The organism is Mycobacterium kansasii ATCC 12478 (assembly GCF_000157895.3).
Classification (GTDB): domain Bacteria; phylum Actinomycetota; class Actinomycetes; order Mycobacteriales; family Mycobacteriaceae; genus Mycobacterium; species Mycobacterium kansasii.
The window spans coordinates 1,669,043-1,683,629 of the sequence record NC_022663.1; the positions used below are offsets into that span (position 1 = coordinate 1,669,043).

The 14,587-nt window shown below is 67.8% G+C and carries 15 protein-coding genes; 6 read left to right on the forward strand and 9 right to left on the reverse strand.

What is annotated here, in order from left to right:
- Nucleotides 1-19: 19 nt before the first annotated feature.
- Together MKAN_RS29385 and MKAN_RS07060 are read right to left on the reverse strand one after the other, a co-directional pair.
- Nucleotides 20-166 (reverse strand): hypothetical protein, encoded by a 147-nt coding sequence (locus tag MKAN_RS29385; RefSeq protein WP_064774821.1) that lies wholly within the window; start codon nucleotides 164-166, stop codon nucleotides 20-22.
- Nucleotides 167-199: 33 nt separating this feature from the next.
- Nucleotides 200-769 (reverse strand): HhH-GPD-type base excision DNA repair protein, encoded by a 570-nt coding sequence (locus tag MKAN_RS07060; RefSeq protein WP_023366644.1) that lies wholly within the window; start codon nucleotides 767-769, stop codon nucleotides 200-202.
- Between the two features lie 1,577 nt (nucleotides 770-2,346).
- On the opposite strand from MKAN_RS07060, the gene MKAN_RS07065 reads away from it, so the two are divergent.
- Nucleotides 2,347-5,208, forward strand: coding sequence for a PE family protein (locus tag MKAN_RS07065; RefSeq protein WP_023366646.1), 2,862 nt, complete (start codon nucleotides 2,347-2,349; stop codon nucleotides 5,206-5,208).
- Between the two features lie 173 nt (nucleotides 5,209-5,381).
- On the opposite strand, the gene MKAN_RS30360 is transcribed toward MKAN_RS07065, so the two are convergent.
- Entirely contained in the window at nucleotides 5,382-5,555 is a 174-nt protein-coding gene (locus MKAN_RS30360; RefSeq protein ID WP_023366650.1) for a DUF5302 domain-containing protein, read from the reverse strand.
- Between the two features lie 23 nt (nucleotides 5,556-5,578).
- Nucleotides 5,579-6,022 carry a PPOX class F420-dependent oxidoreductase gene (locus tag MKAN_RS07070; RefSeq protein WP_023366652.1) on the reverse strand — a complete coding sequence of 148 codons (444 nt, stop codon included), beginning with the start codon at nucleotides 6,020-6,022 and terminating at the stop codon, nucleotides 5,579-5,581.
- A gap of 56 nt (nucleotides 6,023-6,078) precedes the next feature.
- On the opposite strand from MKAN_RS07070, the gene MKAN_RS07075 reads away from it, so the two are divergent.
- Nucleotides 6,079-6,594, forward strand: a complete 516-nt coding sequence (locus tag MKAN_RS07075) for a DUF1697 domain-containing protein (protein ID WP_023366654.1) — start codon at nucleotides 6,079-6,081, stop codon at nucleotides 6,592-6,594.
- Nucleotides 6,591-7,427, forward strand: coding sequence for a class I SAM-dependent methyltransferase (locus tag MKAN_RS07080; protein WP_023366656.1), 837 nt, complete (start codon nucleotides 6,591-6,593; stop codon nucleotides 7,425-7,427). The genes MKAN_RS07075 and MKAN_RS07080 overlap by 4 nt, the downstream gene beginning before the upstream one ends.
- Nucleotides 7,428-7,431: 4 nt before the next feature.
- On the opposite strand, the gene MKAN_RS07085 is transcribed toward MKAN_RS07080, so the two are convergent.
- Nucleotides 7,432-7,794, reverse strand: coding sequence for an Rv1152 family transcriptional regulator (locus MKAN_RS07085; RefSeq protein ID WP_023366658.1), 363 nt, complete (start codon nucleotides 7,792-7,794; stop codon nucleotides 7,432-7,434).
- A gap of 37 nt (nucleotides 7,795-7,831) precedes the next feature.
- On the opposite strand from MKAN_RS07085, the gene MKAN_RS07090 reads away from it, so the two are divergent.
- Both MKAN_RS07090 and MKAN_RS07095 read left to right on the forward strand, forming a co-directional pair.
- Nucleotides 7,832-8,545: an SIR2 family NAD-dependent protein deacylase gene (locus MKAN_RS07090; protein WP_023366660.1), complete on the forward strand. Its 714-nt coding sequence runs from the start codon at nucleotides 7,832-7,834 to the stop codon at nucleotides 8,543-8,545.
- A 123-nt stretch (nucleotides 8,546-8,668) separates the two neighbouring features.
- Entirely contained in the window at nucleotides 8,669-9,526 is an 858-nt protein-coding gene (locus MKAN_RS07095) for a hypothetical protein (protein ID WP_023366662.1), read from the forward strand.
- A gap of 76 nt (nucleotides 9,527-9,602) precedes the next feature.
- Here MKAN_RS07095 and MKAN_RS07100 read toward each other — a convergent pair whose 3' ends face one another.
- The 3 genes from MKAN_RS07100 to MKAN_RS07110 are packed head-to-tail and all read right to left on the reverse strand — an operon-like array spanning nucleotide 9,603 to nucleotide 13,259.
- The gene (locus MKAN_RS07100; RefSeq protein WP_023366664.1) at nucleotides 9,603-10,244 is read right to left on the reverse strand and encodes a class I SAM-dependent methyltransferase; all 642 of its coding nucleotides are present in this window, start codon (nucleotides 10,242-10,244) and stop codon (nucleotides 9,603-9,605) included.
- Complete coding sequence (locus MKAN_RS07105) at nucleotides 10,241-10,930, reverse strand: TetR/AcrR family transcriptional regulator (RefSeq protein WP_023366666.1); 690 nt, start codon at nucleotides 10,928-10,930, stop codon at nucleotides 10,241-10,243. The genes MKAN_RS07100 and MKAN_RS07105 overlap by 4 nt, the downstream gene beginning before the upstream one ends.
- 7 nt (nucleotides 10,931-10,937) lie before the next feature.
- Nucleotides 10,938-13,259 (reverse strand): MMPL family transporter, encoded by a 2,322-nt coding sequence (locus tag MKAN_RS07110; protein WP_036392761.1) that lies wholly within the window; start codon nucleotides 13,257-13,259, stop codon nucleotides 10,938-10,940.
- A gap of 266 nt (nucleotides 13,260-13,525) precedes the next feature.
- On the opposite strand from MKAN_RS07110, the gene MKAN_RS32505 reads away from it, so the two are divergent.
- Entirely contained in the window at nucleotides 13,526-13,657 is a 132-nt protein-coding gene (locus MKAN_RS32505) for a hypothetical protein (RefSeq protein ID WP_023366671.1), read from the forward strand.
- A 132-nt stretch (nucleotides 13,658-13,789) separates the two neighbouring features.
- Here the strand turns inward: MKAN_RS32505 and MKAN_RS07115 are convergent, their stop codons facing one another.
- Nucleotides 13,790-14,542 carry a 3-hydroxyacyl-CoA dehydrogenase gene (locus MKAN_RS07115; RefSeq protein ID WP_023366673.1) on the reverse strand — a complete coding sequence of 251 codons (753 nt, stop codon included), beginning with the start codon at nucleotides 14,540-14,542 and terminating at the stop codon, nucleotides 13,790-13,792.
- Nucleotides 14,543-14,587: the final 45 nt, after the last annotated feature.

Consider the following 14,587-nt stretch of genomic DNA (forward strand, 5'->3'; position numbering starts at 1 on the left):
CAGCTGGCCAGTCGCGGCATCAGTACGCCATGAATAAGATTGCGTCGCGGTCGTACTCCAGGCCGGGATGAACGTCGGCAAGGTGTTTTTGGGTCAGCTCGACCAATTCGTCCTCGTCCTTGCCGACGATGGCTTCGCCGCACGGACACGTTATGTGTGTTTTCACGTTGCCGCCTTTCACTTGGCTTTGCCGATGGCCCTAATCCTTAGCAGAAGCCTTCATCTGTTTCTTGTGCGAGCGCACCTGCCCGAGCGAGCGGGCGTCGACGATATCGGCGACAGAGATATAGCTGCCGGGTTGACCGTACGGTCCGGCGGCCTCGCGCCAGCCCGGCGGCGTCACGCCGTATTGCTTGCCGAGCAACGCCAGAAAGATCCGGGCTTTTTGCTCGCCGAAACCGGGCAGCCCCTTGAGCCGCCGCAGCAACTCGTTACCATCGGGATCGCCGGCGGTCCACACGGCGGCCGCATCCCCGCCGTAGCGGTCCACGACGACCTGCGCCAGTGCCTGGATGCGCTTGGCCATCGAGCCCGGAAAGCGATGTATCGCAGGCTTTTCCGAGCACAGTGCGGCGAACTTTTCCGGGTCGTAGTCCGCTATCTCACCGGCGTCGAAACCGCCCATCCGGTCGGCGATCTTCTTGGGCCCGGCGAACGCGGTCTCTAACGGCACCTGCTGATCAAGAAGCATGCCGACCAGCAGCGCAAACGGATTGGAGTCGAGCAGCGCGTCGGCGGCCTGGTCCTGGGCAAGCTGCAGTTTCGGCATTGGTAGTCAGGGACGCGGTGTCCGACGAGCGGATCCGTTTCCCCATCCCCCTTATCTGTGTTGAGGACCCCCGGTAAAGGTGGATCCGTTGGTCATTTCATGTTGTTTGGCCGTCGTTCGGGCCCGTGTTAAGCGCTGCGGACCGTAGCCGGGGTCGAGGTGGAGCGCCCACAGCGCAGCGAGGACGAACGACCTCGGGGCTGGCGAGGATCCGCCGCATACTGAGTCGGGTCGGACGAGGGGAAAGGCCGTTTCGTTCAAGTCATCTGCTTCCTCCATGCCGACGGTGTGGGAGACGACGTTGCGCGTGCCGGCGCCCCGCCTTATCTGGGTCCACGGATGAATCCGGTGACATGATGATCGATGGGGTGCCCGACATGCGGGCCGCCGAAAAGGGGTGCGGCCGCTCATTCTTTCCGGGAAGTCCACTCAACAGCTGGGGGGCGACAGGGAGATCGGGGGAGCCGACCGCGGGCATCGGCTGAAATATGCGCAGGGCACGCAGGCAACGCATGGTTAAGCGGCCACCTCCTGACGTTGCGGGACGGGCAGCGCCAAGGCGCCATCGCCAATCTTCCACCGCAACCAAGGTGAGCCGATCCACCCCGGCCACACCCCTGTTCTTACGCACCCGTTCCCACGCCTCCCACAAGACGTCATGCCTGTGGATCGGGCCATACAGGGCATGGAAACGCCGACCCTTGGACTGCTTGGCCGCAGCCCATAGTGCCTGTTGAAGTTGTCGCATTTTCACCGGCGACACCACCAACAGTTGGTCGTCGGCTACAACAAGCGATGACTCGTTGGGGTGGTTGGTTCGGGCAGCACCGGTCATGCCCTCATGCTTGCCCGCTTCGCCCGCGTGACCACAGCAGGGTCCCTTACCTCCCGGCGCGTTATGTTGCACGCCGATCACCCGCACTACGACCCCCTCGGACTCCCGCTGCACTCCAAGGACTTTCACCATCGGCTTATATCCCTGGTCCCTTGCCCGACGTCGGCACGTGCAGACGGGCCTCTCCAGTTCCGAACCAGACTTGTGTGCACGTGTAATCTCCCTACCCCGAAGAGACCCGGCGAGCTAACCCGGACCAGGGCGCGTCAGACATGGCCTTCACCGTGAAGTGAGCGGCTCGGCTCTCCCGTTGTAACTGTGACGAGGCTGCAGAGTTCGCGTTACCGCTACAGCCCATGCACTCGATCCCTCCAAAGAGGCTTTCGACACCCCGCTTAGCCCGCCGCCTCTCAACGACGAACCGGGGCCCCCTACCCGGCGCTCCGGTGCCTACCGGGACGCGACTTCCACCCGCAAGCCTGATCCAGCTTTCTGGACGCACCACCAACCCAGTCTAGAACTGCGACACAGCATCACCGCAGCTGTCACCGTTGCCGGGCACGAGAAACGGCTTGTCATCTCGATGCATGGCCGGCGTAATCAGCTACTGGCACTCATGTGGCGCCGGCACCGGTCGTCGGAGCTCAACATTTGCCAGCAGATCGCTCAAACCGCCGGAACAGCCTTGCGATCCGCGGTAAATTGTTGCCGATATTTCGAATCGCCAACTGGAGCACCTGCGATGTCGTATGTGATTGCAGCACCCGAGCTACTGGCGGCGGCGTCAACGGATTTGCAGAGTATCGGTTCGTCACTGAGCAGGGCCAGCGCCGCAGCGTCGGCCCCGACCACTGAGCTACTGGCTGCAGCCAGCGACGAGGTGTCGGCGGCGATCACCGCGGTGTTTTCCGCACATGCCCGGGACTATCAGGCACTCAGCGCTCACGTGGCGGCTTTTCACGAACGGTTCGTCCAGGCCCTGACCAGGTCCGGGGCGGCCTATGCGGCCGCCGAGGCGGTCGGCGCCTCGTCCCTACAGGGTGTGCAGCAAGACGTGCTGGGTCTCATCAACGCGCCTACTCTGGCGCTCTTGGGTCGCCCGCTGATCGGCAACGGCGCCGACGGGACGACACCCGGAGCGGCCGGTGGGGCCGGCGGGTTGTTGTACGGCAACGGCGGTAATGGTGCCGCCGGGATGAACCCCGGCGTGGCCGGGGGTGCGGGTGGTGCTGCGGGCTTGATTGGCAATGGCGGGATCGGTGGTGCTGGTGGGGCCGGCGCGGCCGGCGGCGCCGGCGGGCATGGCGGATGGTTGTACGGCAACGGTGGGGTCGGCGGGCAAGGTGGCGCCGGCATAGCCGGCTTGGCGGGCTTCAACGGTGCCAATGGCGGCGCGGGCGGTGCCGGCGGGGCGGCCGGCCTGTGGGGCAGTGGCGGTGCCGGCGGGGCGGGCGGGACCGGCGGGACCGCCGGCGACCACACCGGCGGCGCCGGGGTTCATGGCGGCATCACCGCCGGCAGCGGCGGCAATGGCGGGATCGGCGGCCACGGCGGGTGGTTGGCCGGCGACGGCGGGGCCGGCGGGCACGGTGGGGCCGGCGGCGACGGGAGCTCCCCCAACAGGGATAACTATGGCGGCGTCGGTGGCGTCGGCGGCAATGGTGGAGCCGCCGGGCTCATCGGGTCCGGCGGGGCCGGCGGCAACGGCGGAAGCGGCGGGCCCAGCGGAGGCTACCAAGGTAGCGGCGGTAATGGCGGCGATGGGGGCGGCGGCGGGTCCGGCGGGTGGCTGTACGGCAACGGCGGGGCCGGCGGTCACGGTGGCTCCGGCGGGGATGCGGTCTTTTCCGGCAGTCTCTTTGGCGGCGCCGGTGGCGCCGGTGGCGCCGGTGGTGCCGCCGGATTGTTCGGCGACGGTGGGACCGGTGGTGTTGGCGGGGCTGGCGGAGAAAGCCAGTACTACAGCAGCAGCGGCGGGGCTGGCGGCACCGGAGGCGCAGGCGGGCGGTTGATCGGCAACGGCGGGGCCGGCGGGCAAGGCGGGGCCGCCGGAGCTCCGGCAGCGAGCGCCTCGTTCGAGATCGGGGGAGCTGGCGGTAACGGAGGCGCAGGAGGCATCGGTGGATGGCTATACGGCAACGGCGGCGCCGGCGGCGCCGGTGGCGCCGGCGGGGCTAGCGCTTCCGCCACCGCAAGTGGCGGCAACGGCGGCAACGGCGGCAATGGCGGGGCGGCCCAGCTGATCGGCTCCGCCGGTGCCGGCGGCAAGGCCGGCGCCGGCGGAGCTGGCGGGGCCGGCGGGAACAGCGGGGCCGACGGGGCCAGCGGCATTGCCGGAATCGGCGGCCGGCTGTACGGCGGTGCGCCCTTGGAGATCTTTGGACGCCCGCTGATCGGCGATGGTGCCGACGGTGACCCGTCACACCCTAACGGCTATGACGGCGGGTGGCTGTACGGCAACGGCGGCAACGGCTACGACAACAGCGCAAACGCCGGAGTGGCCGGTGGTTCCGGCGGTTCAGCCGGATTGATCGGCAATGGCGGGTTCGGCGGGGCCGGTGGTGCCGGTGCGGCCGGTGGGACCGGCGGGGCCGGCGGCTGGCTGTACGGCAACGGCGGAGCCGGCGGGGCCGGCGGGGCCGGCTTAGCGGGCTTTAACGGCGGTAACGGCGGTAACGGCGGGGCCGGCGGTGCCGCCGGGTGGTGGGGCAGCGGCGGCGCCGGCGGGCAAGGTGGCATCGGCGGGGCCCCCGGCGGCGGCAAGGGCTACGCCGCCGGTAACGGCGGCAATGGTGGCGGCGGTGGGGCCGGCGGCTGGCTGTCGGGCAACGCCGGAGGCGGTGGGCAAGGTGGCGCGGGCGGAGACGCTCCCGTTGCTCCTTACTTCGCCGGCAACGGCGGCGCCGGCGGCAGCGGTGGTGGCGCCGGGCTGCTCGGTGCCGGTGGAGCGGGCGCCGCCGGCGGGGCCGGGGGGATCGGCTACAACGGCGGTGGCCACGGCGGACACGGCGGCAATGGCGGCTATGGCGGGTGGCTGAGCGGCGACGCCGGGGCCGCGGGTCAAGGTGGCGCCGGCGGGCACTCGAACTACCACGGGGGCAGCGGTGGCGCCGGCGGCGCCGGTGGGGCTGCCGGATTGTTCGGTGACGGCGCAGCCGGCGCAGCCGGCGGGGACGGCGGGCAAACTGTCCTCTACGGCCCGAGCACCGGCGGTAGTGGCGGTGCCGGTGGTGCCGGCGGTTGGCTGGTCGGCAACGGTGGGACCGGCGGGCGAGGTGGACTCGGCGCCTCTGCGACGTCCTTCGCCGGCGGCAGCGGAGGCGCCGGCGGCGCGGGCGGCGTCGGCGGGTGGCTGTTTGGTGCCGGTGGCGGCGGGGGTGCGGGTGGCGCCGGCGGCGCCACTCCCGACCCCCTTGGTAACGGTGGTAACGGCGGTAACGGCGGTAACGGTGGGGCCGCCCAGGCGGTTGGTGACGGCGGCGATGGCGGAACCGGTGGGTCCGCCGGGACCAACGGTGGGGGTGGGAACGACGGGGTCGACGGGCTCGGCGGCGTTGGTGGCGCAGGCGGGCTGTTGACTGGCGCACCCGGCACGGATGGGTGAGCGGCGAGTTCGCAGTGTTGGTGGCGCAACCGGCCCGGACGGCGGATCACGCGGGACTATCAGTCACCGGCTTCGCCTTGGACAACAACGACATTCGTCACCGCTGCCCGTCGTCAACTGTCGACCACATCGATACCGCGTGATACACACCGATCGAAAGCGCAATCACCTGGCTAGCCGCTCTTGCGACGGAACTCCCGACGGCTTTCCACCGGCCCATGCGCCCGGGACTGCTTGCCGCCGGCATCCTTGTGGTCCGATCCGCCTGACGACTTGGCCAGCTTGCGGTCGAGGGCTTCGCGGAACTTGCGCTTGGTCTCGTCCTCCGGGGACTCCGATGCAGCCATACTCGGCAGCCTAACCCGGTTGTCTACCGCTTACCCGGCGGCAGACCGTAAACGTGGGAGATCGGCAGGGTCAGCAGTACCCGCCGATCGGTGACCATGGCCTCCCGGTATTCGTCCCAATCCGGATGCTCACCAGCGATGTTGCGGTACAAGGCAATTAGCGCTTCCACGGTGTCGTCGCCGGGCGCGGCGGCCGGCGCCGTGAGCTCCGCGGTGCCCTCGGCGACCGCATAGGACCATCCGTCGTCGGCATCGACCAGGATCGACGCCCGCGGGTCCCGGCGCAGGTTGCGTGTCTTGGCCCGCGGCTCAGTGATCGACACCTGGAACACCAGGGTGCGGGGGTCGAAGTGATACCGCACGTTGGACAGCTGGGGACGTCCGTCGCGTTTGATGGTGGCCAGAACTCCGATCGAGTTTCCGCTGATCACGGCCAACAGCTTGTCGTCGAAGACGTGGCGTCCCATGCCCGAAAGCCTACGTTGCCTCGCGGCGGCCCAAGACCACCTGGTGGAATCGGATCATGACCCGGTACGCGGCATTCATGCGCGGCGTCAATGTCGGGGGCGTGACCCTGAAGATGGCCGACGTCGCCGCGGCGTTGACCGACGCCGGGCTCACCGACGTGCGCACCGTCCTGGCCAGCGGCAACGTCCTGCTCGAGTCATCCTCCGATGCCGCGCAGGTGCGCGCCACTGCCGAGGCCGCGTTGCGCGAGCAGTTCGGTTATGACGCGTGGGTGTTGGTCTACGACATCGATACCGTGCACGCCATCGACGACGGGTACCCGTTTGACCGGGAGGTCGACGGATACCAGTCGTACGTCACGTTTGTCAGCGACGCCGCGGTGCTCGACGAACTGGCGGCGCTGCAAGGTGGCCCGGCGGAGAAAATCAGCCGCGGCGACGGCGTCGTTTACTGGCAGGTACCGAAGGGAAGCACATTGAACAGCGCCATCGGCCAAACCATGGGTAAAAAGCGCTACAAGTCGTCGACCACCACCCGCAACCTGCGAACCCTGGACAAGGTGCTGAAATGACCCCCGCCGACGAAGCCGCCCAACAGAAGGTCAGCCTCACCGGAGTCTCCGAGACCGCCTTGCTGACGCTGAACGCAAGGGCCGCCGAGGCCCGCCGCAGCGACCCGATCATCGAAGACCCGATGGCCGTCAGGCTGGTCGACTCCATCGACTTCGATTTCGCGAAGTTCGGTCCTACCCGCCAGGACATCGCGTTGCGGGCCCGGGCCTTCGACGCCGCGGCCCTGTCCTATCTCGGCCGGCATCCGTCGGCCACGGTGGTGGCGCTGGCAGAAGGTCTGCAAACCAGCTTCTGGCGTTTGGACGCCGCTCTTTCGGATGGTCAATTTCGTTGGCTCACAGTTGATCTGGAACCGGTCATCGATATCCGTGCGCGGCTGCTGCCGACGCCCGCCCGGGTGTCGGTGTGCGCCCAGTCCGCGTTGGACTACAGCTGGATGGACTGCGTCGACCCATCCGGCGGGGTGTTCATCACCGCCGAGGGGCTGCTGATGTACCTGCAGCCCGAACAGGCGCTGGCGCTGATCAGCGAGTGCGCGCAGAAATTCCCGGGCGGCCAGATGCTCTTCGACCTGCCGCCGCGCTGGTTTACCCTCTTCAGCCGGCTCGGCATCCGGACGTCGCTGCGCTACAAGATTCCGCCGATGCCGTTCAGCCTGTCCGTCGGGCAGGCCGCGGATTTGGTGAACACGGTGCCGGGCATCCGCGCGGTTCGCGACGTGCCGTTGCCCACCGGGCGCGGCTTGGTGTTCAACGCCGCGCTGTCGACGGTCTATCGCATGCCCGTCTTCGACGCGCTGCGTCCATGCCTGACCCTGCTGGAGTTCGGCTGAACCCTCAGTCGGGCACGTTCGTGAGATAGCGCATCGCGTCGGACTTGGTCAGGCCCAGTGCGCGAGCGACTTCCACGTATTCCCTGGCTGCGGCGGCCATCGCCGCGTCGGTCGGGTCGAAGCGGGAGATGAAAGTACCGAAGCGCCCGCGTGTTTCGACGATCGCCGCCGACTCCAGCTCCCGGTAGGCGCGGGCCACCGTATTGGCGGCAACCCCGAGCTGGCCGGCCAGGTCGCGAACCGTCGGCAGCCGGGTTCCCGGTGGTAACGCACCGGCTCGCACCCCGTCGATAACTTGGGTTCTGAGCTGGTCGAACAGCGGCTTGCCCGCCTTCACATCGATCCGTAACCAGTCGCGCAGCTCCACCCACCCAGTATCTACCAAGCACGGCTATCTTTGTGGGATGCGAGTGACGGTGCTCAGCGGGGCAGGGATCTCGGCGGAAAGCGGTGTGCCGACCTTTCGCGACGACAAAAACGGATTGTGGGCCCGTTTCGACCCCTACGAGCTGTCCAGCACACACGGATGGGAGAGCAACCCCGAGCGCGTATGGGGCTGGTATCTGTGGCGCCACTACCTGGTGGCCACCGTCGAACCCAACGAGGGTCATCGAGCGATCGCCGACTGGCAGAGCGCGGCCGACGTCACCGTCGTCACCCAGAACGTCGACGATCTGCACGAACGTGCCGGCAGCGCCCCGGTGCACCACCTGCACGGCAGCCTTTTCGAATTCCGTTGCGCCCGTTGCGGTATCCCCTACAGCGAGGCGTTACCGGTGATGACCGAGCCGGCGATCGAGGTGGAGCCGCCGGTCTGCGGCTGCGGCGGCCTGATCCGCCCCGACATCGTGTGGTTCGGCGAGGCGCTGCCCGAAGGGCCGTGGCAACATGCCGTCGCGGCAACCGAATCCGCCGATGTGATGGTGGTGGTGGGGACTTCCGCGATCGTCTACCCGGCCGCCGGGCTACCGGAGCTGGCACTGGCACGCGGCATTCCGGTGATCGAGGTCAATCCTGAGCCGACTCCGCTGTCCGGGAGCGCGACGATCTGTGTACGCCAGTCGGCGAGTCGGGCGTTGCCCGGGTTGTTGCAGCGGTTGCCTTCGCTGCTGGGTTAGCTTTCGGGTCGAGCCTGCGATACTCGCATCGAAACTGCACACAGATCGCGGTTCGCCCACAGGACCGCGCGCTCAGCGCAGTTTCGGTGAGCCGGCGTCGGCGGGGCGGGCGATTCTGCGGTCATGGCCAGCGAGGAACCATTTGTCGGCAGCGAAGCGGTGCGCAGCGGAACACTGCGGCCCCACCAGCTGCGTTCCCGATTCCGGGCGGTGTATCCCGACGTCTACGTGCGACGCGATCAGCAGTTGACGCTGCACCAGCGTGCGGTCGCGGCGTGGCTGTGGTCGCATCGCCGCGGTGTGCTTGCGGGGCTGACCGCCGCCGCGTGGCACGGCTCGAAATGGGTGGACGAACTCCTGCCCGTCGAATTGGTGTGGTCGAACGCGCGACCCCCACGCGGCCTGCGCACCTATGACGTGCGGCTCCGGCCCGAGGAGCACGACGTCGTGGGCGGCATCCCGGTGACCACACCGCAACGCACCGCATACGACATTGGACGGCGAAAGCCGATGGGCACCGCGATCGCACACCTGGACGCTCTGCTGGGGGCAACCGACGTCAAAGTTGCGGAAGTCGCCGAAGTAGCCGACCGGCATCGCGGTGCGCGGGGCTTAAGGCAACTGGAAAGCGCGCTGGAGCTCGTCGACACCGGTTCGCAGTCGCCTAAAGAGAGCTGGCTGCGGCTGTTGATCATCGGCGCCGGGCTACCCCGGCCGACCACGCAAATCCCGGTGGCACCATCGGATGGCACCCGGATGTACTACCTCGATATGGGTTGGCCGGATTTGATGGTCGCCGTCGAATACGACGGCGAGCATCACCGCCTCGACCGCTGGCAATACACCAGGGACATCAGGCGTAGCGAGGCGTTGGAGCGGCTCGGCTGGCTCGTCGTGCGAGTGGTGGCAACCGATAGTCCTGCCGACATCATTCGCCGGATCCGTGCTGCGTTGGAGTTTCGCGCGTCGAGCCTGCGCTAGTCGCATCGAGCCTGCGCACAGATCGCCCTTCGCCTCCTTGGGCTCAAGTGGTCGCGCGCTGAGCACAGTTTCGGGGTCAGGGCAACGGGCGCCGCGCCCGGCCCAGCGCCAACTCTGACACCGGCACCGGCGCCCACGCCGGCAGTGTCCACTCCCGTCGTGCGGTGTCCACGTCGAATCCCGCCGCGACGATCGCGCGTTCGGTATGGCGATGGGTGTGGCAGTTGCCGGCCAGCCGCGGCCAGAACGTCGCGTCGACGAACTGCTGAAGCCGACCCCGAGCACCGGCACTGGCTACGTGCTCGAGATACCGCAACTGCCCACCCGGCCGTAGCAATGAGCGCAGATGTCGCAACACCCCGACCGGGTCGTTCACCGAACAGAGCACCAGCGAGCAGACCACCGCATCGAATGGCTCACCGGCGCTGAAGTCCTCCGCCGTATCGCCGATCACCACCACGGGAACGGGTGCGCCCTCTGCGGCCGCACGGGCTTTCACCGTCAAATGCGGCTCGGGCTCCACGGCCACGACCTCTCTCACGGTCTGCGGGTAGTAGGCGAAGTTCGTCCCGACACCGGCACCGACTTCCAGTACCCGGCCCGACAAGCCGGCCAGGTTCTCTCGGCGCAGGTCTCGTACCGCCTGGGCTTCGTGGGCGGCGATGACGGGCCAGATGCGGGCGAAGAACGGGTGCTCGACCCGGGTATCGCGCGTCATACCTGCGCCGCCTCTGGTGAGCGATGCCGCATAACCCAATCCAACACCTGTCGAGACGTCGCGTGCCGACCGGCCAGACCGGCCACCATATGGCCGCACAGGACCGCGCTGAGCACCCGATCGGCGAACGCCTCCACGTCGTCGAACGGCAAGTGCGGCTTCGTAATCAATAGCGCGGCCACGCCGTGCACGGCGGCCCACAATTCCAGGGCGATCATGGTCGGGTCGTCCACGCGGTAGACGCCCTCGTCCATGAGCGCCCGTACGGAGGCGCGCATGTGCTGGAACGCGGAGCTGTCCAGGGCGAGATCGACGTCGCTGCCCGACCGCCACTCCCCCATGGTGGCAAGGCGGTACAGCTCCGGAGTCTGCAGAGCGAACCGCACATAGGCCAGACCCTGTGCCCGCAGCACGTCCACCGTGGACGGCTGGCCGGTAGCCGCACGCTCCATTTCACCGTCGAGTCTGGCCAGGTAGCGGGCGCACACCGCGTCCAACAGCGTGTCTTTGTCCGCGAAGTGCAGATAGAGGGAAGGCGGTGTGACTCCCACCCGCTGGGCCACCGACCGGATCGAGACCGCCCGCGCCTGGCCCGTCTCCAGCAGCAACTCGGTGGCCGCATCCAGGATTTCCTGGCGCAGCCGGTCTCCCGATCCGCGCGGGGCACGTGAGCGACGCAGTCCCATCGTCACGTCAACCCTTACCCGTCAACGCTGCGGGAATCGCCGGCTCCTCACAGCGGCTCGCCGTCTTGGCCCCATGCTCGACTGCGGCGCCCTCGCTGATGCCAAACCGCTCGTGCAGCCACACCAACGGCTTGGGCGCCCACCAGTTCCAGCTGCCCATCACGTGCATGAAGGCCGGCACCAAGACCACGCGCACCAGGGTGGCATCGGCGGCCACGGCAAGGGTCAGGCCCAGACCGAACATTCGCATGAACGACACATGCGCGGCGATCAGCGCGGCGAACGACATCGACATCACCAACGCCGCCGCGGTGATCACCCGCCCCGTGCGGGCCACCCCGAGCGCCACGCTCTCGTCGTTGGCGGCATGCGCTTCGGCCGGGTTGGGGGTTGCCGGCCGAGCAGCTCCGGAAGCCAGCCAGTACTCGCGGATCCGGGCGACCAGGAATACCTCGTAATCCATGGACAGCCCGAAGGCGATGCAGAACAACAGCACCGGCATGTTCGCCACCAGCGTCCCGCTCGGAGTTGTGCCCAGAGCCCCCAGATGGCCGTCCTGGAAGATCCATACCAGCGCGCCGAACGCCGCACTCAGCGACAGCACGTTACAAACCAGAGCCTTGACCGGCAACACCACGCTGCCGGTGAGCAGGAACAGCAGCACCAGCGTGATGACGGCCATCAAGCCCAGTACCAGCGGGAGCCGATCGGTCACCGCAGCGACGCTGTCCCTGTTGACCTGCACCACGCCGGCCATCTCGACGGATCGCCCGGCCGGGCCACCCACCTGGTGCAAGCGGGTGAGCTGGGTGTCGGAGGCTTGGGAAAACAGCGGCGCGATGCTGTAGACGGTCAGGAACGCGCTGCCGTCGGCAAACCCGGTGGCTCCGGCCGGCGGGCCCACCTTGTTCCCACCGACGAACGTTCCGCTCGGGGCGCTCACCGACGACACGTCGGGTACCCGCGACAGGTCGGCGGCATAGCCGTCAAGGTCGGCCGGAGTCAGACCGCGGGCGTCGGGGACGACGACCGGAACCGCCATCGCCAGGTCGTGAGCGAAGTCCTTGCGCAACCGATCACCCACCTGATGGGCAGAGGCCGTTCGCGGCAGCACCCGGTCGTCGGGGAAGCCCCATTTCACCGACAGGAACGGGAGCCCCAGCAGCACCAGCAGCGCGAGCACCGCCAGACCGATCGGCAACCACCGGCGCATGACGAACTTGGTGGACCGATACCAGAACAGTTGCTCGACGGGTTTGTGCACCGGCTCGGGGCGACCGAGCATGCGGCGTATGAGGCGGCGAACGTCCCATGCGTCGAGGCGGGGACCCAGCAGCACGATCGCGGCCGGAGTGATCATGATCGACGCGGCCGCCACGAAGGCGACGGTGGCCACACCGGCGTAGGCGAACGACTTCAGGAAGTACATCGGGAACGCCACTGTGGCCGCCATCGACAACGCCACCGTGGTTGCCGAGAACAAGACCGTGCGACCGGACGTGGCCATCGTCCGGATCAGCGCCTCGTCCGGGTCACTGCCCTCGGCCAGCTCGTCGCGATAGCGGCTGATGATCAGCAGTGTGTAGTCGATGGCCAGGGCCAAACCCAACGCTGTGCTCAGGTTGAGCGCGAAGATCGAGACCTCGGTGGTGAACGTCACCAGTCGCAGCGCCGACATCGAGCCGACCACCGCCAGGGCACCCAGCGCCATCGGCAGCGCCGCTGCAAGTAGGCCACCAAAAACCCACACCAGCACCAGGAAGCTGAGCGGAATCGCGATCGCCTCCATCACCAGCAGGTCCGCTTGATTCTGCTCGTTGATCTGGGCGTACTCCATGGCCGACCCGCCCGCGCGCACGGTGACACCGTCACGGTCGTGGACGATTTCGTCGGCCAGTGTCTGGGCGTTCTTCTGCGCGTTGTTCTCGCCGCCCTTGATGTTGACCACGATCAACCCCGACTTGCCGTCGGTGCTGACCAGGTCGCCGGACGCCGGCGCCGGCCCCGTCCACGGTGATGTCACGTTGTAGACCAACGGCGATCGCTGCAGCTGGCCGACGACGTCGGTACCGACGCTGCGAGCAGCCTCGCTATTGACGCCCCCGGGGGAGGTCACCAGGATCAGCATCTGCTGACCGCTTTGGCCGAACTTGTCGGTCAGCACCTTGATGGCGCGGGCAGATTCAGAGTTGGGGTCCTGAAACCCGCCGGGCGACAGGCTCTTGGCGACCGGGATGCCGAAGACCGCGGCGGCCAGGAACACCAGCAACGCAGCCCCGATGATTCGGCGCGGCGCAGCTATGGCGAGTCGTGCGATCCCCTGCAACATCATGCGTCCCCTCCAACGCCGGCACAGGCCGTCCCCGAGCGGCCGCCGTATCCGCGGTAACTTATCAGCGATAACTTACAGGCGTCAAACAATGCCTGCCCTACTCACGAACCTGGGTACCGGTACAGTTCACCCGGGAGGCGAAAGCATCGCCTCAACGGCGTTCATACCCCCGGCCGCGACACCCTACCCACGGGTAAGAATTGCCACCATTTTCCGAATCGTGACTCAGCGATTCCTTAAGGGTGACTCCTACGCTCAGTGACATGTGGATCGACGACTCGAGTGCCGACGTCATCAAAGCCGACTTCGAGGCTCTCTACCACGGCGACATGCTGGTGGAAGGCGAGACCTCGGAGCAGCTCGAAGACTGGCACCCGCTGCCTACGGCAAGCTGAGGCACACCATGGGCATGCTTGCACGGCTCCTTATTGCCGAACCGGCCGTCAGCCGGTGGTTTCGTCGATAACTGAATCCGTTTACTGAGGTGAGCCCCCCGCCATTGCGGGGGGTTTTCCATTTTCCGGCCGTCAGCGCGGTGCCATCCGAATGGCGCCGTCCAGCCGGATGACTTCGCCGTTGAGCATCGGGTTTTCGATGATGTGCACGGCCAGCGCCGCATACTCGTCGGGGCTGCCCAAGCGCGACGGATGCGGCACCTGCTTGCCCAGCGACTCACGCGCCGGTTCCGGCAATCCGGCCAGCAGCGGGGTGTCGAACAGGCCGGGCGCGATGGTCATCACCCGGATCAGGTGGCCGGCCAGGTCGCGAGCAATCGGCAGGGTCATGCCGACCACGCCGCCCTTGGACGCCGAGTAGGCGGCCTGCCCGATCTGACCGTCGAACGCCGCCACCGACGCGGTGTTGACGATGACGCCGCGCTCCTCCCCGATCGGCTCCGTCTTGGCGATCCGCTCCGCGCCCAGCCGCAGCACGTTGAAGGTACCGACCAGGTTGATGTCCACGACCTTGCGGAACGCGGCCAACGGGAAAACACCGTCGCGACCCAGGACGCGAATCGCGTTACCGGTGCCGGCGCAGTTGACGACGATGCGCAGCGGACCCAGCGATTCCGCCAGATCCAGCGCACCGGTCACGGCTGCCTCGTCGGTCACGTCGGCCTGTGCGAAACGCGCGCGATCGCCGAGTTCCGCCACAACGTCGTCGCCTCTGAGGTCCAGCACCACCACCTGCGCCCCCGCGTCCAGCAGCCGCTTGGTGGTGGCCAGTCCCAGTCCCGATGCGCCCCCAGTAACGACGGCTACGGCGTCCCTGATTTCCATGCGAGTCCCTTCTCGTTCAGCACGGTCGAGTACCCGACCGACCGG